General features: G+C 64.8%; 28 protein-coding genes. 14 read left to right on the top strand and 14 right to left on the bottom strand.

Annotated features, from left to right (window positions below; translation table 11 throughout):
* Nucleotides 1-16: 16 nt before the first annotated feature.
* Both G3I17_RS29355 and G3I17_RS29360 read right to left on the bottom strand, forming a co-directional pair.
* Complete coding sequence (locus G3I17_RS29355; RefSeq protein WP_203590934.1) at nt 17-706, bottom strand: DddA-like double-stranded DNA deaminase toxin; 690 nt, start codon at nt 704-706, stop codon at nt 17-19.
* 176 nt (nt 707-882) lie between these two features.
* Nucleotides 883-1,143 carry a hypothetical protein gene (locus G3I17_RS29360; protein ID WP_164600863.1) on the bottom strand — a complete coding sequence of 87 codons (261 nt, stop codon included), beginning with the start codon at nt 1,141-1,143 and terminating at the stop codon, nt 883-885.
* A gap of 513 nt (nt 1,144-1,656) precedes the next feature.
* Here G3I17_RS29360 and G3I17_RS29365 point away from each other — a divergent pair.
* Nucleotides 1,657-2,850 (top strand): helix-turn-helix transcriptional regulator, encoded by a 1,194-nt coding sequence (locus tag G3I17_RS29365; RefSeq protein ID WP_164600864.1) that lies wholly within the window; start codon nt 1,657-1,659, stop codon nt 2,848-2,850.
* A complete protein-coding gene (locus G3I17_RS29370; RefSeq protein ID WP_164600865.1) occupies nt 2,847-3,389 on the top strand; it encodes a flavoprotein in 543 nt (180 codons plus the stop codon). Before G3I17_RS29365 ends, G3I17_RS29370 begins: the two co-directional genes overlap by 4 nt.
* Here the strand turns inward: G3I17_RS29370 and G3I17_RS29375 are convergent.
* Nucleotides 3,386-5,029, bottom strand: coding sequence for a DUF6119 family protein (locus G3I17_RS29375; RefSeq protein ID WP_164600866.1), 1,644 nt, complete (start codon nt 5,027-5,029; stop codon nt 3,386-3,388). The two genes, G3I17_RS29370 and G3I17_RS29375, sit on opposite strands and share 4 nt — an antisense overlap.
* A 608-nt stretch (nt 5,030-5,637) precedes the next feature.
* Nucleotides 5,638-6,477 (bottom strand): replication initiator, encoded by an 840-nt coding sequence (locus G3I17_RS42285; protein WP_343238461.1) that lies wholly within the window; start codon nt 6,475-6,477, stop codon nt 5,638-5,640.
* A gap of 66 nt (nt 6,478-6,543) precedes the next feature.
* Here G3I17_RS42285 and G3I17_RS29380 point away from each other — a divergent pair, with 66 nt between their 5' ends.
* Nucleotides 6,544-6,921: a hypothetical protein gene (locus G3I17_RS29380; protein WP_164600867.1), complete on the top strand. Its 378-nt coding sequence runs from the start codon at nt 6,544-6,546 to the stop codon at nt 6,919-6,921.
* 317 nt (nt 6,922-7,238) lie between these two features.
* Here G3I17_RS29380 and G3I17_RS29385 read toward each other — a convergent pair whose 3' ends face one another.
* From G3I17_RS29385 to G3I17_RS29405, 5 genes are all read right to left on the bottom strand, one after another.
* Nucleotides 7,239-8,405 (bottom strand): extracellular solute-binding protein, encoded by a 1,167-nt coding sequence (locus G3I17_RS29385; RefSeq protein WP_164600868.1) that lies wholly within the window; start codon nt 8,403-8,405, stop codon nt 7,239-7,241.
* A gap of 64 nt (nt 8,406-8,469) precedes the next feature.
* Complete coding sequence (locus G3I17_RS41785; RefSeq protein WP_164600869.1) at nt 8,470-8,907, bottom strand: DUF6069 family protein; 438 nt, start codon at nt 8,905-8,907, stop codon at nt 8,470-8,472.
* 56 nt (nt 8,908-8,963) lie between these two features.
* The gene (locus G3I17_RS29395) at nt 8,964-10,400 is read right to left on the bottom strand and encodes a HAMP domain-containing sensor histidine kinase (RefSeq protein WP_164600870.1); all 1,437 of its coding nucleotides are present in this window, start codon (nt 10,398-10,400) and stop codon (nt 8,964-8,966) included.
* On the bottom strand, nt 10,400-11,092 hold the full coding sequence (locus G3I17_RS29400) for a response regulator transcription factor (RefSeq protein WP_164600871.1): 693 nt from the start codon (nt 11,090-11,092) through the stop codon (nt 10,400-10,402). The genes G3I17_RS29395 and G3I17_RS29400 overlap by 1 nt, the downstream gene beginning before the upstream one ends.
* A gap of 233 nt (nt 11,093-11,325) precedes the next feature.
* A complete protein-coding gene (locus G3I17_RS29405; protein ID WP_164600872.1) occupies nt 11,326-12,129 on the bottom strand; it encodes an alpha/beta fold hydrolase in 804 nt (267 codons plus the stop codon).
* Nucleotides 12,130-12,199: 70 nt separating this feature from the next.
* Here G3I17_RS29405 and G3I17_RS29410 point away from each other — a divergent pair, with 70 nt between their 5' ends.
* The 4 genes from G3I17_RS29410 (at nt 12,200) to G3I17_RS29425 (ending at nt 15,514) form a co-directional block, all read left to right on the top strand.
* Nucleotides 12,200-12,847, top strand: coding sequence for a helix-turn-helix domain-containing protein (locus G3I17_RS29410; protein WP_203590935.1), 648 nt, complete (start codon nt 12,200-12,202; stop codon nt 12,845-12,847).
* 167 nt (nt 12,848-13,014) lie between these two features.
* The gene (locus tag G3I17_RS29415) at nt 13,015-13,833 is read left to right on the top strand and encodes an ATP-binding cassette domain-containing protein (RefSeq protein WP_164600873.1); all 819 of its coding nucleotides are present in this window, start codon (nt 13,015-13,017) and stop codon (nt 13,831-13,833) included.
* Nucleotides 13,830-14,591, top strand: coding sequence for an ABC transporter permease (locus G3I17_RS29420; protein WP_164600874.1), 762 nt, complete (start codon nt 13,830-13,832; stop codon nt 14,589-14,591). The genes G3I17_RS29415 and G3I17_RS29420 overlap by 4 nt, the downstream gene beginning before the upstream one ends.
* 62 nt (nt 14,592-14,653) lie before the next feature.
* Nucleotides 14,654-15,514 carry a DUF4097 family beta strand repeat-containing protein gene (locus tag G3I17_RS29425; RefSeq protein ID WP_164600875.1) on the top strand — a complete coding sequence of 287 codons (861 nt, stop codon included), beginning with the start codon at nt 14,654-14,656 and terminating at the stop codon, nt 15,512-15,514.
* On the opposite strand, the gene G3I17_RS29430 is transcribed toward G3I17_RS29425, so the two are convergent.
* Complete coding sequence (locus tag G3I17_RS29430) at nt 15,484-18,624, bottom strand: BTAD domain-containing putative transcriptional regulator (protein WP_203590936.1); 3,141 nt, start codon at nt 18,622-18,624, stop codon at nt 15,484-15,486. The two genes, G3I17_RS29425 and G3I17_RS29430, sit on opposite strands and share 31 nt — an antisense overlap.
* A 75-nt stretch (nt 18,625-18,699) precedes the next feature.
* Nucleotides 18,700-19,305 (bottom strand): TetR/AcrR family transcriptional regulator, encoded by a 606-nt coding sequence (locus tag G3I17_RS29435; protein ID WP_164600877.1) that lies wholly within the window; start codon nt 19,303-19,305, stop codon nt 18,700-18,702.
* 65 nt (nt 19,306-19,370) lie between these two features.
* Here G3I17_RS29435 and G3I17_RS29440 point away from each other — a divergent pair, with 65 nt between their 5' ends.
* On the top strand, nt 19,371-20,279 hold the full coding sequence (locus G3I17_RS29440; RefSeq protein ID WP_164600878.1) for an oxidoreductase: 909 nt from the start codon (nt 19,371-19,373) through the stop codon (nt 20,277-20,279).
* A gap of 906 nt (nt 20,280-21,185) precedes the next feature.
* Complete coding sequence (locus tag G3I17_RS29445; RefSeq protein WP_164600879.1) at nt 21,186-21,785, top strand: hypothetical protein; 600 nt, start codon at nt 21,186-21,188, stop codon at nt 21,783-21,785.
* A 294-nt stretch (nt 21,786-22,079) separates the two neighbouring features.
* Here the strand turns inward: G3I17_RS29445 and G3I17_RS29450 are convergent, their stop codons facing one another.
* Together G3I17_RS29450 and G3I17_RS29455 are read right to left on the bottom strand one after the other, a co-directional pair.
* Nucleotides 22,080-22,787: a DUF998 domain-containing protein gene (locus tag G3I17_RS29450; RefSeq protein ID WP_164600880.1), complete on the bottom strand. Its 708-nt coding sequence runs from the start codon at nt 22,785-22,787 to the stop codon at nt 22,080-22,082.
* Between the two features lie 114 nt (nt 22,788-22,901).
* Complete coding sequence (locus G3I17_RS29455; protein ID WP_164600881.1) at nt 22,902-23,774, bottom strand: sigma-70 family RNA polymerase sigma factor; 873 nt, start codon at nt 23,772-23,774, stop codon at nt 22,902-22,904.
* Between the two features lie 81 nt (nt 23,775-23,855).
* On the opposite strand from G3I17_RS29455, the gene G3I17_RS29460 reads away from it, so the two are divergent.
* The gene (locus G3I17_RS29460) at nt 23,856-24,236 is read left to right on the top strand and encodes a DoxX family protein (protein WP_164600882.1); all 381 of its coding nucleotides are present in this window, start codon (nt 23,856-23,858) and stop codon (nt 24,234-24,236) included.
* Nucleotides 24,237-24,355: 119 nt separating this feature from the next.
* Here G3I17_RS29460 and G3I17_RS29465 read toward each other — a convergent pair whose 3' ends face one another.
* Entirely contained in the window at nt 24,356-24,808 is a 453-nt protein-coding gene (locus tag G3I17_RS29465; protein ID WP_164600883.1) for a DUF1801 domain-containing protein, read from the bottom strand.
* A gap of 226 nt (nt 24,809-25,034) precedes the next feature.
* Here G3I17_RS29465 and G3I17_RS29470 point away from each other — a divergent pair, with 226 nt between their 5' ends.
* From G3I17_RS29470 to G3I17_RS29485, 4 genes are all read left to right on the top strand, one after another.
* Entirely contained in the window at nt 25,035-25,484 is a 450-nt protein-coding gene (locus tag G3I17_RS29470) for an SRPBCC domain-containing protein (protein ID WP_164600884.1), read from the top strand.
* The gene (locus G3I17_RS29475; RefSeq protein ID WP_164600885.1) at nt 25,481-25,648 is read left to right on the top strand and encodes a hypothetical protein; all 168 of its coding nucleotides are present in this window, start codon (nt 25,481-25,483) and stop codon (nt 25,646-25,648) included. Before G3I17_RS29470 ends, G3I17_RS29475 begins: the two co-directional genes overlap by 4 nt.
* Nucleotides 25,642-26,085, top strand: coding sequence for an SRPBCC domain-containing protein (locus G3I17_RS29480; RefSeq protein ID WP_164600886.1), 444 nt, complete (start codon nt 25,642-25,644; stop codon nt 26,083-26,085). Before G3I17_RS29475 ends, G3I17_RS29480 begins: the two co-directional genes overlap by 7 nt.
* Before the next feature lie 131 nt (nt 26,086-26,216).
* Nucleotides 26,217-26,567, top strand: coding sequence for a VOC family protein (locus tag G3I17_RS29485; RefSeq protein ID WP_164600887.1), 351 nt, complete (start codon nt 26,217-26,219; stop codon nt 26,565-26,567).
* Nucleotides 26,568-26,624 lie beyond the last annotated feature (57 nt).

Here is a 26,624-nt window from a genome sequence, read left to right on the forward strand (position 1 = left end):
CTGTCTGCGAGCCTTTCTACTCGGGATAAGTGCGATTGAAGTTGTCCGGGCCGTACACCGTCAGTCGGGCGCCATCGGGAAGAAACCTCCACAGGTTCCGATGACAACCGTACGGGCCGGGGCAGGGCTTGTTGTTGATCGTGATCGTCGCGTCGGTCAGACCCTCTCGACGCATCCGCATGGCGAACTTGACCTCAACATGCGATCCAAGCGTGTCAGCGCCCGGCGCGATCCTGATCCGGTGCTCCTCCATGAACCGATCGACATCAGCGGTGTAGTCGTCAACCCCACTGATCAGGTCATGCTCTTGACCATCGGCATCGACCCAGATGCCGCGGGTCTTGTCTGTCGGATCCCTGGTGGGTAGACGTTCCAGAATCTCGCGGGCAACGGGCTCGAACGCATCGGGATCATCGCTTGCAGGTGCGTTGGTCGGCTTGGGTGCGTCGACGGGGATCGTCCTGCCGCGAGCGGCCGCGATCTTGCCGTGTTTCTCCGGCTTCGACGAGTCCTCGTTCTGCCGGCGCTCCGCGGGAGTTTTCCTCCCAGCAATGCCTGCGGGCCATTGCGAAATGCTTCCACCGGTCGGTTCCGCCGCGCGTCCGCCGCTGACCATCTGCTCGGCCCAGCGACGAGCCGTCTGTGGGGTTTCGGCGAGGTAGTGAGCGGCTTCCTCGCAGCGCCGTGCGGCATCGTCCAACTGCATCGCGGCCATCTGAGCCGCGGGGTTCTTGGACAGGTGGCCGACGTAGCCCGCGTTCTCCCGGCACTTCTGCGCAGTACGGAGCAGGTAGTCCACGACCCTTGGCGCCTCGTCCAAGGCAGCAACCAGCGCCTGAGCCACCCGCTGGAGTTCGGAGGGCATCGCCGTGCCTTGTCCAGCTAGATCCGATCGGCGTAGCTACGGCAGCCTTGCGCCGCAATCTGCAACGATTCAACCGCTTGCTCAAGCGATCGCCCGGCAGCGTCCAGCAGTTCGGAGATATCGCGGTCGGCGCCAGTGGCGGATCCAGCGATGAGAGCCTGCACTTGGGCACCTGTCTGTCCGAACCGCTGCCGATAACCCGACAGGCTGCCTGCGCCTTGCTGGGCCTCGGTCATGAGTTGGTAGAGCTGAGCCTTCAGCCGTTGGACGTCGGACATCTCTGCCTCACTCTCGACTGGCAGGACGCCAGTGCCTCGGCATTGCCATTGCAGATGGTGATCGGGGACTGCACGTAGTGCGGGTCGGTGCATTCGTTACGTGGAACGGCTGGCGCAGAGCGACCTCGCTCGCCACGCCGCGCCAGCCGGCAATTGGGTTTGCATCTCGGGCGGTGATGACCTTCAACTGCCCGCCTCACCGCTCAGTCGGTGAGAGTTGATGGCTCGTCGGCAACGAGGATGCGCGCGCCGATCGCGCTCTCAAAGTGCTCCCTGAAACGTGAAGTCGTCGTCATGAGTGCCCAACGACTGACCCGCCGATCGTCTCGAACTCGCCGGCCCGACATCTCGCACCGTCGTCGGTGCACTCGTGGATCGACCTGGTGTCATGGACTCAGAGTCGGGCGACATGGCCCGTCCACTGCGCAGTCAGCACCTTGCGTACTTTTTTGCGCATTACGACGTCAGACTGACGTTGAATAGAAGCACCACGGTCGCGGAGGGTTGGTCGAGATGCACATCGGAGAGCGAGTCGCGGCGTACCGCAAGCGTCGCGGTATGTCGCAGGATGCCCTGTCCGGCCTTATCGGCATGTCACGATCCTGGCTCTCGCAGGTCGAACGCGGCATTCGGGGCGTCGATCGCCTGTCCACCTTGAATGACCTAGCAACCGTTCTGCGTATCGAGGTTGCCGATCTCATCGGCCGCGACTGGGTACTTGCGCCTGACGCCGGAGAGCAGGTGACGGCTGTGGATGCAGTCCGCAGTCAGCTTGCTGGCTATCACCATCTGTTGGGGGAGCAGGTGACGCCTTGGCCGCTCCCGCAGCTCCGCAACGGCGCTGTCCTGGCGCACCAGGCCTACCAGGCCGCTCGATACCGGTCGGCGACGGCGATGCTTCCCGATCTCATCCAAGCCGCAGACTCGTACGACGGCTACCAGGGCCGCGACGGGCGAGAGACGCACCTTGCGCGCTGCTCGGTCTACTCAGCCGCAGCGAAGCTCCTGACGAAGGTGGGGGAGCACCAGCTCGGCTGGCTCGCCGCCGATCGAGCGACCCATGCCGCCATGGCTGCCGAGTCCAAGACCGCGCAGGGTATGGCCGCCTACCAGGTCGTCTGTGCACTCCTGCGGAGCCAGCGCACCGACGACGCGGAGCGCGTCGCTGTCCGATCGGCAGAAAGCCTCATGCCACTCACGAGCTCCGATGCCCCTGACGCCGTCTCTCTGGCTGGTTCGCTGTGGCTCATCTCAGCAGTGATCGCGGGCCGCCGTTCTGACCGTGCAGCCTCCACCGAGCGTCTGGCGACTGCGGGCCGCCTCTCCGGCCTGCTAGCCCACGATGGCAACCACTGGTGGACGGCTTTTGGACCTACCAATGTCCTGATCCACCAGGCGTCCGTAGCGGCCGAGTTCGGAGACCCTGCCGGTGTCCTGCGGGTAGCAACGGAGATCGACACCGAGACTTTGCCGGCCGGACTCCAAGGCCGCCGCTCCCGCCTGCATCTCGACCTGGCGTGGGCTCAGGCTCAGGCGAAGAACGACATGGAAGCGATCCTCCACCTACAGCAAGCCGAACGAGTAGCCCCCGAGTCGATCCGCTACCACACCATCGCCCGCGAGCTGGTCCGCGAACTCCTCAAGCGCTCCCGCAAACCCACCCCAGCCCTAACCGCAATCGCAACCCGCGCAGGAGTCCTCGCGTGACCAACCGAACGCTCTACATCGTCGTCTGTGGCGCACCCCTCGCGTCACGCACTGCAGACGGCGTCCAGGCCGCCCGCGCCAACGGCTGGGACCCCTACGTCATCCCCACCGACGCAGCTGCTCCCTGGCTGGTCGACCAGCTAGACGGTGCCCCGGTCATCACCGGCAACCGCACGCCAGACCAGCCCAAGCGGACTCCACCCGCAGACGCCGTCGCTGTCGTCCCCATGACTTTCAATACCCTCAACGCCTGGGCCAATGGCAACGCTTACAGCTACCCACTCACGACCTTGTGTGCATCGTTGGGCGCACGAATCCCCACCATCACTGTCCCGTTCGCTAAGCACGATCTTGCTGGCCATCCAGCTTGGCTGGCTTCCTTGGCTGTACTGCGGTATGCGGGGATAAAGGTCTTGGATCCTCATGACGGATCCACATCAAAGGTTGAGCCCGTCGCATCGGGGACCGGTGATCAACTCTCTGCTCAATTCCGCTGGGAGTGGATCTTCGCAAATCTCGACAGAGGCCAAGAGGCCTAGGTTGACTTTCTCTTTTTCTTACGCGGTTTGCGTGTCTTAACCTTCCCGCTTCGATTCGCCTCGTCCTTGACGAAGCCACAGAGCACTGGGACGTCCATGCTGTCCAATGTTCGCAAGCTGCGCCGGAGTGATATCTTCGAGAATAGTGGAAGATTTACAGATCTTTCTGCCGCGTCTTTATGGGTGATGATCGCATACATCACTGAGTAGCGACGGGCTCTAATGGAAGTGACTATCTCGGCTATTTGGTCACCTACTTTGCCGCGATCCTCAACGATCTCTTCGAGGTTCTGGCGTGCTTGAGGGTTGCTTTTGAGTAACTCAGATGAATTCGTGCCTTGGTTAAAGAGATGGCTGAGTTCGCGTGCGCTGGTACCGATCTTTACATGAATAAGCAATGCGCGACCATCCTTGAGAGTAATCAGGTCGCATGGCTCGATATTGGTCGCTCCAGTTGGGCTGATGTCCGTACGATCCAAGCAAACGTAGCCGTCCAACTTGCCGGTCTCTTCGTTGTAGTCACCTTCAAGATGCTCGATGCAGTCACGGAGATCTATGTCTGTGATCCTGGCGTCCAGGTAGGTGGTCAACTCTTCAAGGAATTCTTTCTCAACTCGGTACCAGCTTCCATCTAGGCAGTGATAGGCGGCGGAGTCCCCAGTAAGGGTGGTCTCGAACACAAAGCAGCGATGCGCGCTAAAACTCCGCTTCACATCGTTGTCCGAGTTGATCAACCGCGTCTTGTGTTTCTGTAAGGTCGCGAATACGAGCGTTGCGAAATCGAAGCTATTATCGTTCAGATACTCGTAATATGCTCCGATCGAGACGTCATCGTAGACCTGGCTCGGACCTGCTCCACTAAAATCGGAGAATAGACCATCGCGGTACTCCACCAGATCTGGAATGGCCATCATTACACTGGCCGACTGGCCTTTGATTGCTTCTACCAAGGAATCGTTCAACCCGGTAATAACAATGGGATCTTTTACTGGCTGAATATTTCGAATGCTTGGGAATCTGGTCTGGTATTCAGTGCTCTCGTATAGGCCGACTAGCTCGCCTAGCAGGGCAGCCAAAGAATTCGCGTCTGCGCGAGTGCTCATTCGTAGACTATTTGTGCCTGTCGCGCTTCCGATTTTCTCTTTGTAGTCATCCCGCACTTTTCCTGTAAGCGCCTTCAGGATCGTTGCATCCCCATCGACGTCAAAGAATGTGAGGTCTGAATCGCTTGGCATCTGCGTGCGTTGACGGCGAGCTGAATCGGCAGAAACCGAGTCCGTGTTTCTAATCTTGTCTGGATCTATGCAATTCAAGGTAACCCTTAAGCCGAAATCGTATTCGTAGCTTTCGTCTTTCAGGTGGTTGTAGCTATTCCCGAATGACACTGCGAAATAGCGATTCTCGGCTTCCAGGAAAACGAGGGACCCTTGGAATATCTGAGGAAGATCGTCTTTGAGGTGAAAGTATGCCTTCCACCAAGGCGGCTTTGCCTGGCCTTTGAGGATGAAAACCCGTTTAACCCCTGGAATTGATATTGCTAAATGACTTTCCTCCAGTTTGTGCCCAGGATCCAGCGAGTTGGATGCGTCGTAACCGTTCTTGAGTAGGTAGACAGAGAATGAGTGTGCCTTCTGAGTCATAGTCCCCCTGGAGCGTAAGTGATGACTCCCCAAGCGTGAGTGTGCCAGTCTGTGCACGCAGAGTGAAGGGTCTGAGGCCCTGCTGCCTAGGGTCCGTTGGCACGCTGCTTGTGCATTCCACTCGGGCCTGGTGCAGCCGCGATCGGTGGGGTGCAGTTCAAATAGACAGGCCACAGTCGTCCGAGCTTGACGGCGGCGCGTCAAGGCGAGTGTCTAACTGATGAGTGACCACCGGCGTGTGTTGGTACGGACGATTAGGGACTGTGCAGGACTCAGGGGCCGGATGGGCGGGTCCGGGGTATGGCGCCGCTTAGGCAGCAAAAAGGCAGCGAGCGGGGTGGTTATCGGGGTTCCACTGTGACCACGGGTGGAGCTCTTGCAGGCGTCAACGAACGGTTTCGCAGCTGTTGGTACGGAAGATCCGCCTTCACACCGAAGAGGTCGCTTGGCAGCCGACAGGGCGGGCCGCGCGAGTGTCTAACTGAGTGACAACCGACGCGTATCGACTCGGACGTCGTCGGACTGTGCCGGACTCCGGCTCATCCTCTGGCAGGGCAGCGGGCGGGCCGGGTGTGAATGGCATGGAAGAGGTCAGGGGTTCGAATCCCCTAAGCTCCACAAGCAGGATCCGCAGGCCAGGAGGCACTTTCGCCGCCTGGCCTGTTTTCGTTTGTGAGGTCAGTGGGAGAGATTTGGGAGAACCACTCGCCTCCCACGAGCTTGGCGGCCTGCATCGCCGCTCCTTCGTGCGCCGTCTCGACGGTGTCCTTGATCACAGGCACCCAACTGGAGCGCGCTTTGCGAAGCGCCTTGGGGATGGTCGAGTACTGGCGACTCCTGGTGGAAAAGTGGCCGCCGAAGCCGAGTATGTGTGCCCAACGGTGGAGCCGCCGGTAGGACAGTCGTCCGGAGTTCTTCGCTGCTTCGGCTTCGTTGAGGTCGGAGCTAGGCATCCGAGTCTCCAGCAAGCGTCGACCAATCGGCCGGCATGGGTGTGCTGGCCGGCGTAGCGGCGGACACTGGCATCGGTGAGCCGTGCGGATGAGTGCCCCGTGGCCTCGGCCGCCTTGGTCGCGTATTTGGCGAGGTCCGGCAACGGCGGTCGCGGTGATGACGCCGTGAACGGCTTGCCGCACCGGGCGTACGTCGAGTTGGGTGCCCCATCCGATCAGCAAGGCGTCGGGGTTGTCGGCGGAGACAGGGAACGGAATCGGGTGCCTTCGACCGCTGTACGGGTCGCGGGTGAAGTAGCGCGTAGTCGGCCGACAGGTGGGGTGCGGCGAAGCCGTGGGGTGCGGCGGGATCGACGCCGTCGAGCCGGACGAGGGCGTGGAAGCCTGCACTTCAGTTGGCCGTCGAGCCTGGCGTTCAGGGGGCGATGTATTCCCAAGATCACCAGGAATCCGTAGCCTCAGATGAAAGCGCACGGTGACGCATTCGGGGTACATCAAGTGCCACAGCCACCCAAGTCATATCTATTAGTGACGTCGCGCAGATCCGGGGGGATCAGGCAGATGAGCGCCAGTGAATGGGCAAGCGAGTCAGGCAAAGGACTAGTCGACATCGCCTCCAAAGGTGCAGGGGGCGGTGGGATTCTCGGCTTGATCGCCGGAATCATTGCAAGCCTCATTTACTCTGATCAGCCTGCGAAGGCTTACATCTGCCCACAGGCAGGTGGCATCAAGGTCAGGGTTGAACCCGACGCTCTAGGGCGTCCGCCGTCCGGTTCCATTCTTTGCGACAAGGTCATCAATGGAGGACCTTTTGGCGAGTGGTCGAGTTGGAACGAGGCTGGGTTGCAACTCGGCTTCGCAGTCCTTCTCATCGTATTTGTAGCGGCAGTCTGGATCATGATCGCGCAAATGTCGCCCGAGGAACGAGCGAACATGTAGGCCTCAACTCGCGGTGGACGACGGTGCGGCGGCCGGTTCGGGCGATCCTCGCGGCGGTTGAGAACAGCTGGGGTGCCGCGGTCGGGCTGAAGCCGCTGGCCCTGAGGATGTGTAGCCGCAACCGTTGCGGCTCGGCTATCCGATGGTCAGGTCAGCTTCTCGCGGAACTGTCCACGAGGTTGATAGGCGACCCGGTCCCCGGAGATCGGGGACCGGGTCGCTTTCGTCGTTTTGTGCGGCTGCGCTTGCCTCGAGCGGGGGCTCCGCCACCCCGCCGGTCCGTGACGATGGGGGGTCGCGGAAAGGGTGTTATCCCGTCAGTTGGTGCCGCTGGATGGGTGGATGAATGTTCTGATCAATGCGCGGTAGCGTTCCACCGCGGCGCGATCGCGCAGGAACTCGCGGAAGCCGTTGATCGGGCTGTTGTAGTCGGTGATGTGGCCGGCGGGGACCGTGACGTCGCGGCGACTCGGCCACTGCAGGACAGCGCTCTGTCGTTCCAGCGTCAGTTGCCACGCGAGGTAGAGTTTCGCGGCCGCTGGATGACGCGCCGCGCGGAAGATTGCCGCTGTTCGTGGCCAGCTCATGAACTGGTCCGTCCGCGGCGCAATGTATCGGACGGACTGCCCTGGAGGCGGTGCCAACGACGAGACGTTGGCGAGACTCGCAGTGCGCTGGCCGCTGGCCAGCGCCGCCGTGGTCGCTGGTGAATTCGCGACGATCAGGGGTCGCTGCTCCATAAACCGCTCCATGAATTGCAGACCATATTTCTGCGTCACCAGATAGATCGCAAACAGGACGGCGTCGTCGGCGGTGGGGTCCGGAATCACGATCTTGTCGCGGAACGCAGGCTTCAGAAAGTCGACGGCGTCTCTGGGCATCTCGGCTTCGGAAAGAAGGGCAGTGTTGACGACTCGGCCGAAGGACTGGACGCTGATGCCGATGTAGGTGTCGTCGGGATCCCGGTACTGCTTGAACACCGCTTGTGCGCCCGGCGGCCGGTACGACAGAAGTGCGTTCTTGGCCTTCCAGTGGTCGAAGTCGTACAGGGTCTGCAACTGAACGATGTCCGGTTCCAGACCGCCGAGGGCCAACTGCCGATCGATCAGGGCGCTGTGCTCGGTGCTGTAGCGGACGGTGATAGAGGTGTCGATTCCGGGAAAGGCGGTGGTGAAGGCCTGACGTGTCCGGTCCTCCTGAGTGGGGGAACTCCCGCCGGCCCACACGACAAGGCCGCCGCCCTCGTCGAGCGCGTCGCGGTACAGCTGCTGCAGCTGCGCAGCCGGATCGGCATCGCCGCTGACCACGGCCGGCGGTCGAGGAGCGGCGAGGGCGCCGGTCTGGGCGAATGCCGAGGCGCTCACGCCGACCGCGCCGGCCGCGGCGGTATACCTGAGAATGGCTCGTCGTCCGAAGCTACGCGTCGCCGGATCAGAATTGTTCAACGTGCTCTCCGTTGTCTCGTTGTGGTCGAATCCGCGCACGACAGGATCGAGTGCTGCCGCCGCATTCTTTGAGGTGAAGCAGTTGTGCAGTAAGAAGGCCCGATCAGCGTGCTGGTCGCGGGGGCGCGATCCGGGTCAGGGCGAAGTAGGCGGCCAGTCCGACGACGACGTGCATGACGAGCAGTACGGCGACTCCGGCCGGGGACTGGCCGGTCACCAGCAGCGCGACGTCGGCGAGCATTGATACCGGCACGATGATGACGGCCAGTTTGCGGAGCAGGGCGACCGGCTTGGCGGCTTTGGCTGCGATGGCGGACCAGGCGACCGAGGCGCCGACGATGCTGATGACGGTCAGGAAGATGTAGGCGCCGGGCTGGAAGCCCTTGAAATCACCGGGGACCGAGAAGGCCGACTTGCCGATCAGCGCGAGCAGGGCGTTGCCCAGGCTCGCCACCACGATGGCCAGTACGGCGGCGCAGGCGAGCTTTCCGGGATGCGGGGAGCGAGTGCGAACACCGCCGACCGTGGAGAGGGTAGTCACGCAGAACCTCCTGGGAGTCGCCCGGTTTCTCCGGACACTTCTCCCAGGAAACGGCCTCAGCCTCTGAACGACATCGGTGTCACCTCAGAGTCAGCTGAGAACTCGGCGACAGGGGCCGCGGGAATCATCACCCTGAGCCAGGCTCCGCCGCGATGTGGCACCACTGTCGCGGAGCCCTGGTGGGCGGCGACGATGGCGGCCACGATGCTGAGACCGAGGCCGCTGCCTTCCCCGGTGCCCGCGACGCGATGCCGAGCCGTGTCGGCGCGATAAAAGCGTTCGAACACCTTATCCGCCTGGTCGGGCGCGATACCCGGCCCATGATCGATGACGTCGACAAGTTCGTCGGACCCGTCACGTCGTACCCGTACCTCGGCCGCGGTGCCAGCGGGCGTGTGTGCGCGGACGTTTGCCAGCAGGTTCCCTAGTACCTGGCTCAGCCGATGCTCGTCTCCCACGACCGGATGCGCGCCAGGCTCGATGATCAGCGTCAGCGATCGGTGCGGATCGGCGGCCCTGGCATTCTGTACGGCGGCCGTGACCAGCTCGGCAAGGTCCAGCTCGACCCGGTCGAGCGGACGTCCCTGATCCAGCCGCGCGAGCAGGAGCAGCTCGTCGACCAGGCTGGTCATCCGGTGGGTTTCATCCTCGACCCGCCGCATCGCATCGTCGAGCTGCTCGGGCTCGCTCAGCGCCCCTTTCCGGACGAGCTGCGCATACCCCGTGATCGCGGTGAGCGGCGTACGGAGCTCGTGACCGGCATCGGCGACGAACCGCCGCAGCCGGTCCTCGGCGAGCTGCCGCTGAGTGAACGCGTGCTCGATCCGGCCGAGCATCTGATTCATCGACTGGCCAAGTACGGCGACCTCGGTCGGAGCCCCGGCGAGCTCGACCCGGTGGGACAGCTCCCCGTCGGCGATCCGCGTGGCCGTGGCGGACATCGTGTCCAGCGGCTTGAGCACGAACCTGCTCACTGCGACAGCGAGCGCCACGGCCAGTGCCAGCGCTATCAGCGTGACGGCGAGCTGGATGAGGATCAGCCGGTAGACCACCGCGTCCGACCAGGCCGTGGATTCCGACACCAGCAGGTAGCGCCCGCCCGGGAGGGTGGCGACCTGAATCCGGTGATCCTGCCCTGCGGTGACAGTCACCGGGCCTCCCGTGGCCGCGTACCGCGCGAGGTCTACGACGGACGGTGTCGGCAGCGTCTGTACGGCGCCTGCGTGCGAGAGTTGATTGCCTGTGGCATCGATGACCGCGATCGAGCAGTTGCCCGCCTCGGGCGAGGCCGACAACAGCTGCCCGTCCGGGCCCAGCGTCCGCTGGTTGTCGGACAACGCGATCTTGAGTTGCTGATCGGTCCGCTGGTGCAAGTAGGACCGCAGTGCCGTCACACCGACGATGGCTGCCGCCGCGAGCCCGATCGCGGTCACCGCAAGCACGCCGACCAACAGCCTGCTGCGCAGCGATCGCAGCCACGGTCGCCTCGCCATCAGGTCGCCGTACGGAGCAGGTAGCCGGCTCCGCGAACTGTCCGGATCAGCTGACCGTCCGGCCCGTCCAGTTTGCGCCGCAGGTAGTAAACGTAGGTCTCGACGATGCCCGAATCACCCTGGAAGTCGAATTTCCACACATGGTCGAGGATCTGCGCCTTCGACAGCACCCGGCCCGCGTTGAGCATCAGGTAGTGCAGCAGCTGGAACTCCGTCGCGGACAGGTCCACCAACTCGCCACCACTCCACACCTCATGCGTGTCCGGGTCGAGCTCAACCCGCCCCGCCCGAAGCCGCTCTCCCGCCTGCCGAACACTCCGGCCCCGCTTCAGCAACACCCGGATCCGCGCCACGAGCTCGTCAAGGTCGAACGGCTTGGTCACATAGTCGTCACCCCCAAGGGTGAGCCCGGCAACCTTGTCCTCCCGAGCGTCCCGAGCAGTCAGAAACAGCACCGGCGCGTCTACCCCGTCCCGCCGCAACCGCCGGCAGACCTCGAAACCATCCAGGTCCGGCAGCATGACATCCAGCACGATCACCTCGGGCCGGAATTCGCGCGCCCGGTCGAGCGCCTCGCCACCCGTCGCCGCGGAAGCGACGGCGAAACCGGCGAACCGCAAGGTCGTGGTCAGCATGGCGAGAATGTTCTCCTCGTCATCAACCACCAGCACTCTGGCTTCCGGCATGATCATCTTCCCGTTGGACAGCACTCCAACCCCACGATAAACACCAAACCTCAAAACCAGCTCAGAACTCCGACAGTCGACCGAGCTTTCGACGTACGTGAGGTCACGCAGACCCAACGCCCACTCGGCTAGCGCCGGTCGCCTTCATGGTTGCGATGGTGAGTTTCGAGAGCGTTTGATGGTGAGTTTCGACAGCGCCTGAACCTCTGCGCTGTGGTGATGTGGTTTGTCGTGGTGCCTTAGTCCGTGTAGAACCGCGACAGGAACGGACCTAGGAGTTGTGGATCAGCGACGTGCCCGGCGACCTCGATGGTGAGCCGGTGGGCGTCTGGCAGGCATGCGGCGGCCGCGTCGGCGGCGGCGCCGAAGAAGTCGAACGGCAATCCGGCTGAGTGTGGGTCCACGGTCGCGCCGGTGCTCAGCAGCACAGGCTGAACCACCTTCGCCAGTCGAGCAGCGGGTGGTGGGCCGTCGCCGAGGCAAGCGGCGTCGTACCGCAGCGTCGGCGCGAGCGCCACCAGCGCCGGCCATACCGCGGCCGCTTCGGCGCCCGCGATGTCTTCCTCCGAGGAACCGGCCAGCCTCATGAACAACCTCAGCGCCTGGGCGCGGTCATCGGCGTCCAGCGCGGTGCCGAGGTCGTCGACGTAGGCCCGCCAGCTCGCGACCTGCTCGTCGCCCAGCAGGTAGGGCACCTCATGAGTGGCGATCCTGTCGATAGGCACGCCGGCGGCGGCTGCCTCCAGCGCGAGCGCGCCGCCGGAGGACGCAGCGAACACGTGGGCCCGGCCTCCGACCGCGTCGATAACAGCTGCGAGGTCCTCGACCTCGCGTTCCACCGCGTACGGCGCGGTGTCGCCACTGTCTCCACGCCCGCGGCGCCGATAGTTGACCACGGCGAACGTCGCGGCCAGCCAGTCACCCAGCGGGACATTCTCGGCGCCGTCGTCGAGACCGCCGCCGACGAGCACCAGCGCGGGGCCGTCGTCGCTCAGGCGGTCGTATCCGATTGTCGTGCCATCAGCTGAGGTCACGTGCGTCATGTTGATCCTTTCCAAGTAGTTACTCCTACTTTAGGAGCAAAGAGTCCTTGATGGGAAGTATGCTGGGGATATGCGTAGCTATCGCGACCTCTGCGGTATCGCCCGTGCCTTGGACCTGGTGGGTGAGCGGTGGGCGTTATTGGTGGTCCGCGAACTGTTGTTCGGGCCGAAGCGTTTCGCCGACCTGCACCGTGGGCTGCCCGGGATGAGCCAGAACGTGTTGACGCAGCGGCTACGCGAACTGGAGGACTCCGGTGTACTGACCCGGCAGCGAGCGCTCCCGCCGGGCGCCGGTCTGGTCTACACGCTCACTGACCACGGACGAGCGCTCGAACCGGTGCTGCTGGCGCTCGGGCGATGGGGCAGCCCCTTGCCGCCGCTGCCGGACTCGGCTTCGGAGCTCAGCCCGGATGCGCTGATAGTCGCGCTGCGCACCACGTTCACCCCCACCGCGGCGGGCGACTATCGCGGCTCCATCCAACTTCAGCTACCCGGTGACGCATTCCACCTCGTCGTCAACAACGGCAGGCTCGAGGCAGTCCGGGGCGAAGCAGCCGCCGACGCCGTCCTCACCACTGGAGTACGCACAATCCAAAGCCTCGTGTTCGACGGACACGAACTGGACGACGTCATCCGATCCGGGGACGCCACCGCGGAAGGCGACCTAGCCGGGCTGCGACGTTTCCTCAGAGTGTTCAACGACCACCGCGCCAGCTAGCTTCAGACCGTCGCAACAGGCGTTCGATCAGCTGCGGGCGCGGACGGACCATGTCCGCGGCCTGAACCGCATGTCTGAGCGTCTACGCCACGCTCTGCGCAATGAGGGAGAACGCCGTGTCAGGGGCGTGGCGGAGGCGTGTCAGGGGCGGCCGCGATGGTAGTCACATGACTAGTACAGCGAATGCAGCATCCGAGCTGCCGGTCCGCGAGCCTGCGATCCGGGTGCAGAACCTAGAGAAGTCCTACAAGGAGTTGCACGTCCTGCGGGGCGTGGACTTCGAGGTGGCACCGGGCAGCATCTTCGCCCTGCTCGGCTCGAACGGAGCAGGTAAGACCACGATCGTGAGGATCCTGTCCACGCTGCTGAAATCGGACGCCGGCACCGCCGTCGTCAATGGATTCGACGTTGCGGCGGAGCCGCTCCGAGTCCGGGAGTCCATCAGTCTGACCGGACAGTTCGCCGCGGTCGACGAGATCCTCACCGGTCGGGAGAACCTGGTGCTGGTTGCCAAGCTGCGGCATCTGAAAGCCCCCGGCCAGGTGGCGGACGAGCTTCTCGCCCGCTTCAACCTCACCGATGCGGGGTCGCGGCGGGCGGCGACGTATTCAGGAGGCATGCGCCGTCGCCTGGACATCGCCATGAGCCTGATCGGGCAGCCGAAGGTGATCTTCCTCGATGAGCCGACCACGGGGCTCGACCCCGAAGGACGCCTCGAGGTGTGGCAGGTAGTCAAGGAGCTCGCCAAGCAGGGCACCACCGTTCTGCTCACCACGCAGTACCTCGACGAGGCCGAGCAACTCGCAGACCGGATCGCCATCCTCCACGAGGGCAGGATCATTGCGAACGGCGCTCTCGCCGAGCTGAGGCAACTCCTCCCGCCGGCGAAGGTCGAGTACGTCGAGAAGCAGCCGACCCTGGAAGACATCTTCCTCGCGCTCGTCGGGAACGACGGCAAGGACGCCACGAGTAAGGACCAGTCATGACCACACATTTCTTCGGGGACACGGCCGTCTTGCTGGGCCGCTCCATGCGTCACATCTTCCGCAGTGTCGACACGATCATCACGACCGCGGTCACGCCGATCGCCATGATGCTGCTCTTCGTCTACGTGCTCGGCGGGGCCATCGAGACGGGCACCGACAACTACGTCAACTACCTGCTCCCCGGGATCATGCTGATCGCGATCGCGTCGGGTCTGGCCTACACCGCCTTTCGTTTGTTCACCGACATGCAGAGCGGCATTTTCGAGCGATTCCACTCCATGCCGATCGCACGGTCGTCAGTGTTGTGGGCCCATGTTGTGACCTCGATGGTGGCCAACGGGCTCACGGTCGTCATCATCGTGCTGGTCGGCCTCGTGATGGGATTCCGTACCTCGGCAGGCGTACTGGCGTGGCTGGCTGTTGCCGGAATCCTGGCGCTGTTCACCCTGGCGCTCACCTGGATCGCAGTTCTCGCCGGCCTGTCAGCGAAGACCGTGGACGGTGCTGCCGCATTCTCCTACCCGCTGATCTTCCTGCCATTCATCAGTTCGGCCTTCGTCCCCACGGACACCATGCCGGGTCCCGTGCGCTTCTTCGCCGAGAACCAGCCGGTCACGTCGATCGTCAACACGATCCAGAACCTGTTCGCACAGCAACCGGTCGGCAACGACATCTGGTCCGCACTCGCCTGGTGCCTCGGCATCCTCGTCCTCGGCTACGTCCTCGCCATTCGTTCCTACCGGCGCAAGATCAGCTGAGGCCGTTCGGACAAGCTCCCTCCCCACCAACACCTCACGTACGAGATACAAGGAGAATCGCCATGCCCACATTCGCCACGCCAGAGCCCATCGTCGCGACCGTGGAGGTCGGGGGAGCCCAGGTGCGGGTCACTGCGAGCGACCGGACCGACACCGTCGTCCTGGTCGAACCCATCGACGAAACGAACAAGTCGGATGTCAAGGTGGCCGACAAGACCAAGGTCGAATTCGCCGACGGCCAGCTGTCGGTCAAAACGACCGTCTCCGGGAACAAGTCCGGGTCGGTCGCCATCACGATCGACCTGCCTACCGGCTCCAGCCTGGTTGCGTACCTGGCCCACTCGGCCGTGCACGCCGACGGCTCGTTCGGCGAGTGCGCGGTGCACATGGCATCGGGTCAGGTCCAGCTGGAACGCATCGACGCGCTGCAGGCGAACATCGCCTCCGGTGAGGTCGCGATCGGCCACATCGCCGGACCCGCCAAGATCGACGGCGGGGCGTTCGCGCTGCGGATCGGCGAGGTCGAGGGTCCGGTCGGGCTCTCGGCCACTGGCGGGCAGACCTGGATCGGCCACGCCTCGGCAGACCTCGATCTCGGCAGCAGCAGTTGCGACTTCGACATCGACCGCGCCGACGGCAACGTCACCGCCACGACAGCCAGCGGTGCCATCCGGATCGGCCGGATGACGGACGGTCAGGCGAAGCTGCTGAACGGCTCAGGAAACATCGAGGTCGGTATCAGCGAGGGCACCGCTGTCTCCACCGACGTCAACAGCGAGCGCGGGGCGGTGCACAACTTCGTTTCCTCGCAGGCCGAGCCGGGCCCGGCCGACGCCAAGGTGTCGGTCCACGCCCGCACCCGGCACGGCGACGTCACCATCCAGCGCGCGGCTCACGAAGCGAGCGTGGCCTCGACCAGGTGAGACCAGTCCGCCTGCGTACCTTCCTGCGTCACCTCGGCGAATCGTGCTTCGCCGAGGTGATGTCGCACGTCCAGCTCGATCCTGGCCGCATCCGATTGCGAGAGATCCGCCAGCCCCCGGATGCCGACGCTGGCCGCGAGCAACCGCCCCGCCAGTTCGTACTGATCGAGGCGAACTGCCAGGTCCGCGAACCCGACGAGGATCGGGCCGAGCAGGAATGGGTGTCCCAGCTCGGACGCCGCCTGCCAGGCAGCCACGCGATGGGTACGGGACTCCCGGAGATCGTCGGCCAGGTAGCCGTGCAGGTTGTGGATCTGTGCGCGAAGGTTCGCCTGCTCCGAGATATCGCCCAAGAGGGCGGTCGCGAGGCCGAGCTGACGGCGGGCCTCCTCGGCGTGGCCGCCCAGGCGAGCAAGGCTCGCCTTGGCAAGCGCCAAGGAGACCAGCGCGTACGGCCAGGTGACACCGTCGGCACTTCGCTCGGCGGCGGCGATGGTGGCGGCGCTGGCGTCGCGATCGCCGTTGAGCCAATACAGCAGGGCCTGTTGGGTCCGCACCTCGATGACATCCTCGACGGCGCCGAGCTCGCTGAGGGCTGCGTCCGCCTGGTCGTAGTACTCGCAGGCTCTGGCGAGTTCACCCCGCTGGGCAAGCTGGCTCGCCAGCTCGGACAGGACCAAGAACATCCCGAACCGTTCGCCGAGCGTCCGGAACTCCGCGAGCGCCAGCTCCAACTCGACCTCCGCATCCGGGCCGTCCTGGCCGAAGATGGCGCGCATCTTGACGACCTGCCACCGTGCCATGGCGCGTACCCAGGGGTCATCGCTGTCCAGCAACGACTCGAACGCGGGCACTGCTTCCTCCGGTGCCTGTAGGAGGCGTTCCAGCGGGATCGCGAATGCCAGCAGCGGATTGTCGCTCCGGCTGAGCTGGCTGAACCGATACGCCTTGTGGATCCACTCCGCGCCCAGGTGTTCGTCGCCTTGCCCGGAGGTCACGTAGAGCACCACCAGCCCGTACGTCATGGCGCGGACGTCGTCGGACACCTCGCCCGGGAGGTTGGCGGCCGCGATCAGCAACTCAAGGCCTTCGGTCCGGCGCCCGCCCAGCCACCAGTACCAACCGGCGGCGGAGGCGAGCCGCATCGCCGCCTGTGCGTCGCCGGCCGCGATCGCCCCCCGCAGCGCGGCGCTGAGGTTGTCGTGGTCGGCCTCGAGCGTGGCGAGCCATTCCAGTTGGTCGGCGCGGCGCAGATGTGGCTCTGCGGTCTCGGCGAGCTCGGTGAAGTAGCTGAGGTGCGCCTGCCGGGTCCGGTCTGATTCGCCCGCTTCGGCGAGCCGATCCGCGGCGTACTCCTTGATCGTGGTGAGCATCCGATAGCGCGGGGCCCCGTCGCCCGCGGTGACCAGCAGCGACTTCTCGGCCAGCGAGGTGAGCAACTCCAGTACTTCGTCTCGCTCGACGGGCCGATCTTGCTCATTGGAGGGGCCGACGCAGACGTGCTCGGCTGCCTCCAGGCCCGCTCCGCCCGAGAACACCGACAACCTGCGCAGTACCGTCCGCTCGGCATCGGTGAGCAACTCCCAGCTCCAGTCGACCACCGCGCGCAGCGTCTTGTGTCGCGGCAACGCGGTACGGCTCCCGCTGGTCAGCAGCCGGAATCGGTCGTCCAGCCGGTTGGCCAGTTGCTCGATGGTCATGGTGCGCAACCGGGCGGCAGCGAGCTCGATCGCCAGCGGCATTCCGTCCAGCGCCCGGCAGATCCGCACCATCAATGCCTTGGTGCGTTCGTCGATCCCGATGTCCTTGCGTACCGCGCCGGCCCGGTCCTGCAGCAACCGGAGCGCCGGCGAGGACGCGACCTCGGCCAGGCCGGCACCGGTCGGCAGGGCCAGCGGCTCGACCTGCCACAACGCCTCACCGGTGATGCCGAGCGGTTCCCGGCTGGTCGCCAGGATCCGCAGCCGCCGGCACTCCCCGAGCACGCGTTCGGCCAGCGCCGCCACCGACTCGATCAGATGCTCACAGTTGTCCAGGATCAGCAGCATCTCCCGATCGCGCAGCGCAGCGATCAGCCCGTCCACGGGATCCGAGCTCGGTGACGCGCCCAGCAGGGCGTCTCTGAGCCCGAGTCCGGCCAGCGCCGTCTGCGCCACGTCACCGTCGGTGCCGACGGGGGCGAACTCGACCAGCCAGATCCCGTCCGGCAGGTCGCCGCTCATCGTCCGCACGGTTTCCGTGGCCAGCCTGGTCTTGCCCGAACCACCCGAGCCGATCAGGGTGGTCAGCCGATGCTCGGAGATGAGTGCGCGGACGGCGGCGACATCAGCCTCCCGGCCGACGAAACTCGTGAGCTCCGCACGTACGTTGGTTTTCTGGGTCTCCTCTCGCCGGCCCAACTCGCCCCGCAGCAACGCGACGTGCAAGCCCGACAACTCCGGCGAGGGGTCGACACCCAGCGCATCGGCCAGGGCTTCCCTCGTACGCTCGTACACGAGTAGTGCCTCGCTGTCGCGACCGGCTGTCGCGAGGGCACGCATCAGCGCGGCAACCAGTCGCTCTCGCACCGGATGCGCAGTCACCGCGTCGGTCAGTTCCGGGACCAGCTCCGCACCTTGGCCGAGGCTGACTTCGGCTTCGAACCGATCTTCCATTGCTGTCAGGCGTAGCCCCTCAAGCCGGGTCACCGCCGCGTCGAACGCTGCGCTGTCCTCCAGACCGACATCCGCACACGCCGCACCACGCCACAGGGTGAGGGCCTCGCGCAACAGCCGTACCTGCCGCAGGCCCTCTTCGTTGCGGGCCTGACCGACGAGGCGTTCGAACTGCACGGCATCCACGTCGTCCGGTGCCACCGTCAACCGGTAGCCGCCCGGCTGCCCCTCGACCACCCCGGCCGGCAGCGCCTTCCGCAGCCGGGAAACCAAGCGCTGCAAGGCATTCGTGGCTTCGGCGGGCGGATGCTCACCCCAGATCCAGTCGACCAGCGTCGCCTTCGGGACCAGGTGGCCTGGGTTGAGTGCGAGCGCGATCAACAGCCCGCGAAGCCGCGCACCCGGTACGTCGGCGAAGACGCCGTCGCCTAGGCGAACTTCGAATGATCCCAGCATCCCGATCTGCACCTGGCTGATCCTGCCATGAGCGTTTGGCAAGCGCGCGCGAGATGCCGGCAGCGGGCCACTGCACTACGCGAGCGGGCGGGCTCCTCGCAGGAACTGTTCGACCGCGGTCTCCACGAGACCGTCGAGGAGGTCCGGATTGACGATGTCGCCGTTGATGATCGTGGCGATGCCCTGGACAGTCGCGAACAGGACGATCCCGATCCGCTCGGGATCGCCGGTCTGGAGCGCGCCCTGAGCCTGTCCTTGCACGATCAGATCCCTCATCAGCTCGAACGGGGCTTCGGCGGCCTTGATGATCTGCGTGGCACCCGGCCGGTGTTTGCTCGTGTACATCAGCTCGAGGAGCGCGGCGTTGTCGGTGGCGAAGCGGGCGTACGCCGTCATGGTGGCCAGCAACTGTGACGGGAAGTCTTCGTCCGTGCCTGCCAACGCAGTGCGCAGGGTGGTGTCCAGCCGGGTGAACCCGGCTTCGGCGAGCCCGTCGAGCAGTGCCTGACGGTCCGGGAAATGCCGGCGCGGCGCGGCGTGGCTGACGCCGATCTCCCGGGCCAGATCGCGCAGCGACAACTGGTCGGCGCCGTGCTCCCGCAGGCGGCGCTCAGCCGCGTCCAGCAGGGCGGTCCGAAGTTTCCCGTGGTGGTAGGGCCGCTCGTCGGTCGCATCTGGCACAGGGCGCACGATAGCGGACAGTGTGTCCGTTGACAACATAGTTGTCAGTGACTACTTTGTAGCTCATGACAACATTCAGTGTCTCGGACATACCATCCATGGCTGGGCGCACCGTCGTCGTCACCGGCGGGAACAGTGGGATCGGTCGCGCCGCCGCCCGCGCCCTCGCCGCCGCAGACGCCCACGTCGTGCTGGCCGTGCGCAACCCCGAGAAGGGCCGCGAGGCCGCCGCTGCGATGACCGGCCATGTCGAGGTCCGGCGGCTCGACCTTGCCGACCTTGCCTCGGTCCGTGAGTTCGCCTGGGACTTCACCGAGCCTGTCGATGTGCTGATCAACAATGCGGGCGTGATGATCCCGCCGCTGTCCCGTACGGCCGATGGCTTCGAGTTGCAGCTCGGGACCAACCACCTGGGACACTTCGCACTGACGAACCTGCTCCTGCCGCGAATCCGGGAACGGGTCGTCACCGTCTCCTCCGGCGGCCACCGGATGGGCTCGGTCGACTTCGGCGACCTCAACTGGGAGCACAAGCGGTACCGGGCGATGGCTGCTTACGCGCAGTCCAAACTCGCCAACCTGCTGTTCACCTCGGAACTCCAGCGGCGTCTCGCCGAGGCCGGCTCACCGGTGATAGCGACCGCGGCGCACCCCGGCGCGTCGGCCACGAATCTAGTGAGGTTCGACGGCCGGCGCCGGGCGCGCTACCTCGTCCAGAAGGCGATGGTCGGCCTTTTCGCGCAGAGCGACGACGCCGGCGCTCTGCCCACGCTGTATGCGGCCGTCGCGGATCTTCCGGGCAACAGCTACGCCGGCCCGAACGGCTTCATGGAGTCGCGCGGCAAACCGAAGCTGGTCGGCCGCTCGTCGAGGGCGCAGGACTCCGAGGTGGCACACCGCCTATGGGAGGTCTCCGAGGAGCTGACGAAAACTGCCTTCCCGCGGCACTCTCTCCGAGTCGACAGCGGCTCATAAGGGCGCAGTACCGAGTGCAGGCCGGCCGTGATGGTGATCCAGTGACGGGTCGATCCAGGCGATGCGGCGCAGGATGCGTGCCAGCACCGCGACGAGGTCCGGTTAGCCCGGTCGCATCGATAGGCAAGTGACCTTGCTCAATCGCACGCGGCGCGGCCGCGTCTTCGAGTGCTCAGCTGCTTGTGAGCAGTCAAAAGGAGAGGCGCAATGTCGGTGTGGCGATATCTGACAGGCCGGCCATCGCGCCAGGAAGTGACCAGACCGGCGGCTTCCATTAGCGAGATGCTGACTCACGCCGGCAGGCGACAGACCAAGAGCTGCAGCCAGTGTGGTGGTCGTGCCGGGTAGCTCGAGGGCTTCCAAGACTCTGCTACGAGTCCTACCGAGCAGTTGACCTACAGCATCTCCCCAACGGCTCGCTCCTCCCAGAGCGTCGCCGCCGCACGGGCACCGTAACTGACGATCGGAACGCGGTGCGCAATCGACAATGACAATCTCGGCCAACGGAAGACTGTCGGGAGTACGGACTCAAATCCTGTACAGCTGCCGCTATTCCGGCGCTGGTGATAATTGATGCCCGATACGCGAGTTCGGCCGTCGCAACTGACAGGTCCACTCCGCCTGCCGTTTGTAGCTGACTTGAGGGCGAGACGCCCGCCTGGCCAGGAGGCGCTGGCATCAACGTGTCGGCCAGTGTGCCTCTTGGTGGGTGCAGCGTAGCAAGATTTAGTGGTAGTTGAATCCTTGACTCGGCTCTTGTGGCCGTGCCCGCGCGACCATTAAATCCAAGACGAATGCGTGACCTGGCAAGCACTGCATGCCCAATATTGACGGACTCGCGCTCCGCCCGGTGCGCGAGTCCGTCAAGCGTAAGGGAAAGCAGTGACTTCTCGATCAAGGATTCGGATGGGTATCGCAGCCGCGTTCACGGCGCTCGTCGCAGGCGTTGCCGTCGTACCAAATGCCTCCGCCGGCGCTGTCGCGGGGCCGAGCAGTGACGAAATCGCCCAGTCTGTGTACAGCGCTCCAGATGCGGCCATCGCGTTCGCCGCACTTTCGGAACACCAGCAGGTGATGTTCGCGGCCCGAACGTCGCAGTGGAAAGCAGTCGAGGTCGAGACCAGGACCTCGAAGGTGACCCCGACCAAGCAGCAACTCAAAGCGATGGGTCCCTCGACTGCTGCCGGAGGCTGCTGGTATGTGTATAAGTACCACGACTGGTACGACGTGTGGATCAAAACTGGTTCTACCTGGATGACAGCTACCTGGTGCTCGAACGGATCGACAATTACCTCCTACAACCTGTCCGGTCAGGGTGGGCAGGGCTACAAGGGGATAAAGTACGAAGGCCTCGGGTCCAAGTACGTCCATAACGTTGGCTGGGAAGTCCGACAGGCGCAGCAATTCAAATTCAACCTCGGCTGGGCCAATTTCAACCCGTGTATGCAGATCCGCGGCGGGGCGACCGGCCTCTACTCGTTCCAGCCTCACTGCAACCTCGGCTGATTTTGAGGGGGTGCCCGCCGTGAGCGGGCACCTCTTCTTCGCGGGAATTCCTTGGTGTACCGACGTCGACGACGATCTCGATCAGATGGCCAGTGAGTCCCGGAGTGAGCGCAGCCGCGGGAGGATTTACCCTTATGTAAATCCTCGCTTTGTGTACCACGCAACGCGTGCATCGCCGACCGATGTCGAGATGAGCTCATTGGTGTCCATTAGCAAGAGCATGCAGGGCGCTTTCTCAGGTGTCCAACATGTAGTTAGTCCACTTTCGACAACTTCAGTGCATGACGATTTCTTTTACCCGCCGGCTCTGGCTGGGGTGGGGTTGGTGGCGACGGGGGTTGCTGAGCGGTGCCGGGCCAGGAGGGCGATTCCGGCGACTAGCTGGGCGGCTATGAAGGTGTAGACCGAGCCGCGTTCGAAGGTTGATGAGATTTGGTGGCCGCTCGTTGCTCCCATCACGACCAGGGAGAGGAGGCCGAGGGCGCCGAGGGTGATGCCGGTGAGGCCCAGTCGCTTGTGGGTGTTGAGCAGTTGGCGGCCGACGACGATCGCGGCTGCGTTGCCGCCGAGGATGAGGAGGGCCGCGCCGAAGATGTGCACCGCCATCGAGCCGTCCATCCCTGCTTCCGGGGACCCGTGGAACAGGCCGACCAGCGTGAAGCCGATCCCGTGTACGACCGCCAGGACTGGGTAGATCCACTGCCGAGGACCCGGCAGCAGGCGGAACAGCAGCAACGCCGCCAGGGCGAACAAGACGCCTTGCACGATGAAGCCGGTGTTCATCACCGTGTGCAGGGGCGAGCAGATGACCCGGCCATCGACTTTGCCTCCGCAAGAAGGCACTCCGAGGTCACTGATGTTGTTGTGGGCGTAGCTGTACGTCGGGTTGTCCCACGCCGCCGCCGTCACCGCTTCCAGTACGACGTACTGGATCGCGGCGACGATGAGCGCACAAGCACCCGCCGTCCGTGCGATCGACGTGGTTGAACTCGCATCCGCCATTGCCCGTCCTCCGATTGCGTCAAGAGACCTGAGGGCGGGGGTCTATCTCTGTGCGTAGTGCAGTGCTGACAAATTGTAAACACCCGAGGTCGCGATCACGCGGAAGCGACGTCCTCAGGCGGAGCGTTTCGGGAGGTTCATCGCCGCCAGGTGGTCGGGGTCGGTGATCGACAGCATCTCGACGATGCGGCCGTCGACGACGGTGCAGGCCATCACGACGCGGGGTTCGTCGTTCGCGTCCCAGGCGATGATTCCGGGGTTGCCGTTGACCAGGACGTTGCTTGCGGTGAGCTTGGTGTGCATTCCGCGCTGGGCCTTGGCCACGACCTCGGTGGCGCCCAGCCGGACGATCACGCCGCGGGCGGTGTGGGTGCGCCAGGTGACGTCAGGGTCGAGTACGCGGAGCAGACCTTCGAAGTCGCCGGTTCGGGCTGCGGTGAGGAAGGCGTCGACGACTGCGCGTTGCCGGCGGCGGTCGTCGGCCGGTGGTGGGGTGCCCTGGACTTTGCGGCGGGCGCGGCTGGCGAGCATCTTGGTGGCGTCGGTGGACTTCCCGAGGATCTGACCGATCTCGTCGTACGGCACCGCGAACAGGTCGTGCAGCACGAACGCGAGTCGGGCGGACGGGCTGAGGGTGTCGAGCACCACCAGGAGCGCGAGTCCGACCGAGTCGGCCAGTACCGCGGTGTCCTCGGCGGACTCTTCGGTCACCACGAGTTCGGGCAGCTGGTCGTCGTACGGCGTCTCGGGCCTGGTCTTGCGGGCGCGCAGCACGTTGATGCAGACCCGGCCGACGACGGTGGTCAGCCAGCCCGCGAGGTTGTCGATCGAGGTCGGGTCCTGCCGCGCGAGGCGCAGCCAGGCCTCCTGTACCGCGTCCTCGGCGTCCGCCCGCGAACCGAGCATCCGGTGGGCCATCGCCACGAGGCGCCCGCGCTGCTCCTCGAAGGCCGCCGTCACGGCGTCGTCCGGACCAGCTCCAGTCATCGTGTTACCTCCTGCCGGCGAATCCCGTCATGGGTGATGACAGGCCCGGACGGGTCGAGGTAACACCGACAGGAGAAAAACATGAATCTCGCCCTGTGGATCATCGCGGGCCTGCTCGCGACAGTCTTCCTCCTCGCGGGCTCCACCAAGCTGTTCATCCCCCGCCAGAAGCTCGCCGAGGCCCCCGGCGGCGGCTGGGTCCTGGACTTCAGCCCAGCCTTTGTCAAGGTCCTCGGAGCAGTCGAACTCCTCGGCGCCGCGGGCCTGATCCTACCGGCCGCGCTCGGCGTCGCGCCGATCTTGGTACCCCTGGCCGCGGTCGGCCTCGGGACGATCATGATCGGCGCCGCCATCGTCACCGCCCGCCGCCACGAGCCCAAACACGCCTTGCTGAACGCGACCTACCTGGCCCTCGCCGCGGTGGTAGCCGTCGCCCGCTTCGGCCCCCAGTCTTTCAACTAGGTAAGTACGCGATCTGCGTAGTTCTCGCCGACGCGGATGGCGACCAGGTGACCGCAGGCAGACCGCACCGCAGCTCGTACTACGCTCGCCGCCGCTCGTCCCTGCTCGCCGGTCCTCGTTCAGCTCACGGCTTGCTGGATGAGGGCGGCGAGTTGCTTCTCGATGGCGGGGGTGAGGCTCGTCAACGCGTAGGCGACCGGCCACATCGCGCCGTCGTCGAGGTTCGCCGGGTCGTTGAAGCCGAACGTGCTGTACCTCGACCCGAACTTCTCCGCCGGCTGGAAGAAGCAGACGTTCTTGCCGTCCTTGGCGTAGGCGGGCATCCCGTACCAGAGCTTCGGCGCGAGTTCGGGCGCGCTGGCCTTGATGATGGCGTGGATCCGCTCGGCCATCACACGTTCGCCTTCCGGCATCTCGGCGATCTTCTCCAGCACGGCGGCTTCCGCCTTGGCGCCACTTTCTGCCGCTTTGAGTTCCCGCGCGCGCTCCTTCATCGCGCTCCGTTCGTCGGCGGTGAAGCCGTCGAACGACTTGCTCTGCGAGGGCGAGGCCTTCTTCTGCGTGCTGTTCATGGGGGAGTCCGTCCGTCCAGGTGATCCGATGAGGTGATCCTCATGTTAGGAAGCCACGCCCCGCAGCCGCTTCTTCAATCCTGATCGATTCCATCTCCCGCCCAGACCGGGGGGCAACTCCTCCGGGGCCAACCCCGGCTTGCCGTCATGTGCAACCAATGGTTGCGTAAATGCGGAAGTCCGGCTAACGTCATGTGCAACCACTAGTTGCAGATGGAGGAGGATCATGGAGTTCGGGAGCATCGAGCGGGAGATTCAGGTCGAGGCCTCGCCTGAGGTGGTGTTCGAGGTTGTCAGTAGTTCCCAGCACCTCACGGGGTGGTGGACCGACGGGGCTGACGTCGAGGCGACCGCCGGTGCGGTCGGGGAGCTGGTCTGGGGGGATCGGGAGAACGTCGTCCCGATCGTGGTGGTGGCCGCTGAGCCGCCGCGGTTGTTCTCCTTCCGGTGGGTGCATCCCGAGGGGGACGTCACCGCGGCCGACTCACTGCTGGTCACCTTCGAGCTGACCCCGTCGGGCAGCGGGACCAGGATCCGGCTGACCGAGACCGGGTTCCGGGAGATGGGCTGGGAGACGGCGAAGCTCGAGGAGCAGTACCTCGATCACCTCTCCGGGTGGGATCACTACGTCCCGCTGCTCGGGGCCTACGTCGCTCGGCTGGTACCGAGCCGATGAGTACCGCCGTCGACGGCCTGTGGTCCGCGGCCGGGGCGGTGTGGGAGGCGCGGCTCCGGCGGATCAAGCGGATCGCCGAGTCGATTCAGCGCAGAAAACAAGCAGACAACCAAGACAAGAACCACAACAAGAACCAAGACTTGGAAGAAGGCACGAAATGGTAGACATCCTGCACAGGGTCGGAGTGAAGTCATCGGTCGCCGAGGTCTACGCGGCCGTGACCACCATCGACGGGCTGGCCGGCTGGTGGACCACCGACACCCAGGGCGAGGCTGGTGAGGTCGGTGGCGTGATCGGGTTCAAGTTCGTTCCCGGCGGCTTCGACATGAAGGTCGTCGAACTCGTCCCGGACAAGCGAGTCCTCTGGCAGGTCGTAGAGGGTCCCGAGGAGTGGATCGGCACGCACATCAGCTGGGACCTCGAGCAGGTCGACGAGTGGGCCATCATCCACTTCAAGCACGAAGGCTGGAAGGAGCAGGTCGAGTTCATGGCCCACTGCAGCACCAAGTGGGCGAGCTTCCTCCTGAGCCTCAAATCCCTCATCGAAACCACCAAGGGCGCCCCATCGCCCGACGACGTCAGCATCAGCAACTGGCACTGACCCCCACCTCCACGACAACACCTCCACCGAGCCCCGGCCGGCGGAGGTCGCGTCGCGTAGTACGCAGAAACTCCCCGCCAACTCTCGGGATCCGGAAGTGGGTGACCGGGGGGTGGGATGTAATGCGGCGTATGAGTGTTGACTTGTTTGCTGGGTTGCCGGTCAAGGACATCGGGGCGGCTTCTGTTTGGTACGAGAGGTTCTTCGGGATGGCGCCGGCCTTCTTGCCCAATGACGTCGAGGCGGTCTGGGAGCTTGCCGAGCATCGGTACATCTTCATCGAGGAGTCGGTGGAGCGGGCCGGGCACGCGCTGATCACGGTGTTCGTCGAGGATCTCGACGCGGTGACCGGCGGGATCACCGAGCGGGGGATCGAGCCGGCGAAGCGGGAGACGTACGAGAACGGCGTCCGCAAGATCACCTACCGCGACCCCGACGGCAACGAGATCGGCTACGGCGGCGGCCCCACCGAAACCGCCTGACCAGCCACCATCCCGGCGTACGGCTGCGCTGATCCTCTGCGGTGAACGCATAGGTTC

Source organism: Streptomyces sp. SID13031 (genome assembly GCF_010548305.1).
Taxonomy (GTDB): Bacteria; Actinomycetota; Actinomycetes; order Propionibacteriales; family Kribbellaceae; genus Kribbella.

Bases quoted from the DNA above. Each gene is read 5' to 3' on its own strand.
- G3I17_RS29355 (WP_203590934.1), bottom strand. From the start codon at position 706: ATGCAGTTGGACGATGCCGCACGGCGCTGCGAGGAAGCCGCTCACTAC.
- G3I17_RS29360 (WP_164600863.1), bottom strand. From the start codon at position 1,143: ATGTCCGACGTCCAACGGCTGAAGGCTCAGCTCTACCAACTCATGACC.
- G3I17_RS29365 (WP_164600864.1), top strand. From the start codon at position 1,657: ATGCACATCGGAGAGCGAGTCGCGGCGTACCGCAAGCGTCGCGGTATG.
- G3I17_RS29375 (WP_164600866.1), bottom strand. From the start codon at position 5,029: ATGACTCAGAAGGCACACTCATTCTCTGTCTACCTACTCAAGAACGGT.
- G3I17_RS42285 (WP_343238461.1), bottom strand. From the start codon at position 6,477: ATGTACCCCGAATGCGTCACCGTGCGCTTTCATCTGAGGCTACGGATT.
- G3I17_RS29380 (WP_164600867.1), top strand. From the start codon at position 6,544: ATGAGCGCCAGTGAATGGGCAAGCGAGTCAGGCAAAGGACTAGTCGAC.
- G3I17_RS29395 (WP_164600870.1), bottom strand. From the start codon at position 10,400: ATGGCGAGGCGACCGTGGCTGCGATCGCTGCGCAGCAGGCTGTTGGTC.
- G3I17_RS29400 (WP_164600871.1), bottom strand. From the start codon at position 11,092: ATGATCATGCCGGAAGCCAGAGTGCTGGTGGTTGATGACGAGGAGAAC.
- G3I17_RS29405 (WP_164600872.1), bottom strand. From the start codon at position 12,129: ATGACGCACGTGACCTCAGCTGATGGCACGACAATCGGATACGACCGC.
- G3I17_RS29410 (WP_203590935.1), top strand. From the start codon at position 12,200: ATGCGTAGCTATCGCGACCTCTGCGGTATCGCCCGTGCCTTGGACCTG.
- G3I17_RS29415 (WP_164600873.1), top strand. From the start codon at position 13,015: ATGACTAGTACAGCGAATGCAGCATCCGAGCTGCCGGTCCGCGAGCCT.
- G3I17_RS29420 (WP_164600874.1), top strand. From the start codon at position 13,830: ATGACCACACATTTCTTCGGGGACACGGCCGTCTTGCTGGGCCGCTCC.
- G3I17_RS29425 (WP_164600875.1), top strand. From the start codon at position 14,654: ATGCCCACATTCGCCACGCCAGAGCCCATCGTCGCGACCGTGGAGGTC.
- G3I17_RS29430 (WP_203590936.1), bottom strand. From the start codon at position 18,624: ATGCTGGGATCATTCGAAGTTCGCCTAGGCGACGGCGTCTTCGCCGAC.
- G3I17_RS29440 (WP_164600878.1), top strand. From the start codon at position 19,371: ATGACAACATTCAGTGTCTCGGACATACCATCCATGGCTGGGCGCACC.
- G3I17_RS29445 (WP_164600879.1), top strand. From the start codon at position 21,186: ATGGGTATCGCAGCCGCGTTCACGGCGCTCGTCGCAGGCGTTGCCGTC.
- G3I17_RS29450 (WP_164600880.1), bottom strand. From the start codon at position 22,787: ATGGCGGATGCGAGTTCAACCACGTCGATCGCACGGACGGCGGGTGCT.
- G3I17_RS29455 (WP_164600881.1), bottom strand. From the start codon at position 23,774: ATGACTGGAGCTGGTCCGGACGACGCCGTGACGGCGGCCTTCGAGGAG.
- G3I17_RS29460 (WP_164600882.1), top strand. From the start codon at position 23,856: ATGAATCTCGCCCTGTGGATCATCGCGGGCCTGCTCGCGACAGTCTTC.
- G3I17_RS29465 (WP_164600883.1), bottom strand. From the start codon at position 24,808: ATGAACAGCACGCAGAAGAAGGCCTCGCCCTCGCAGAGCAAGTCGTTC.
- G3I17_RS29470 (WP_164600884.1), top strand. From the start codon at position 25,035: ATGGAGTTCGGGAGCATCGAGCGGGAGATTCAGGTCGAGGCCTCGCCT.
- G3I17_RS29475 (WP_164600885.1), top strand. From the start codon at position 25,481: ATGAGTACCGCCGTCGACGGCCTGTGGTCCGCGGCCGGGGCGGTGTGG.
- G3I17_RS29480 (WP_164600886.1), top strand. From the start codon at position 25,642: ATGGTAGACATCCTGCACAGGGTCGGAGTGAAGTCATCGGTCGCCGAG.
- G3I17_RS29485 (WP_164600887.1), top strand. From the start codon at position 26,217: ATGAGTGTTGACTTGTTTGCTGGGTTGCCGGTCAAGGACATCGGGGCG.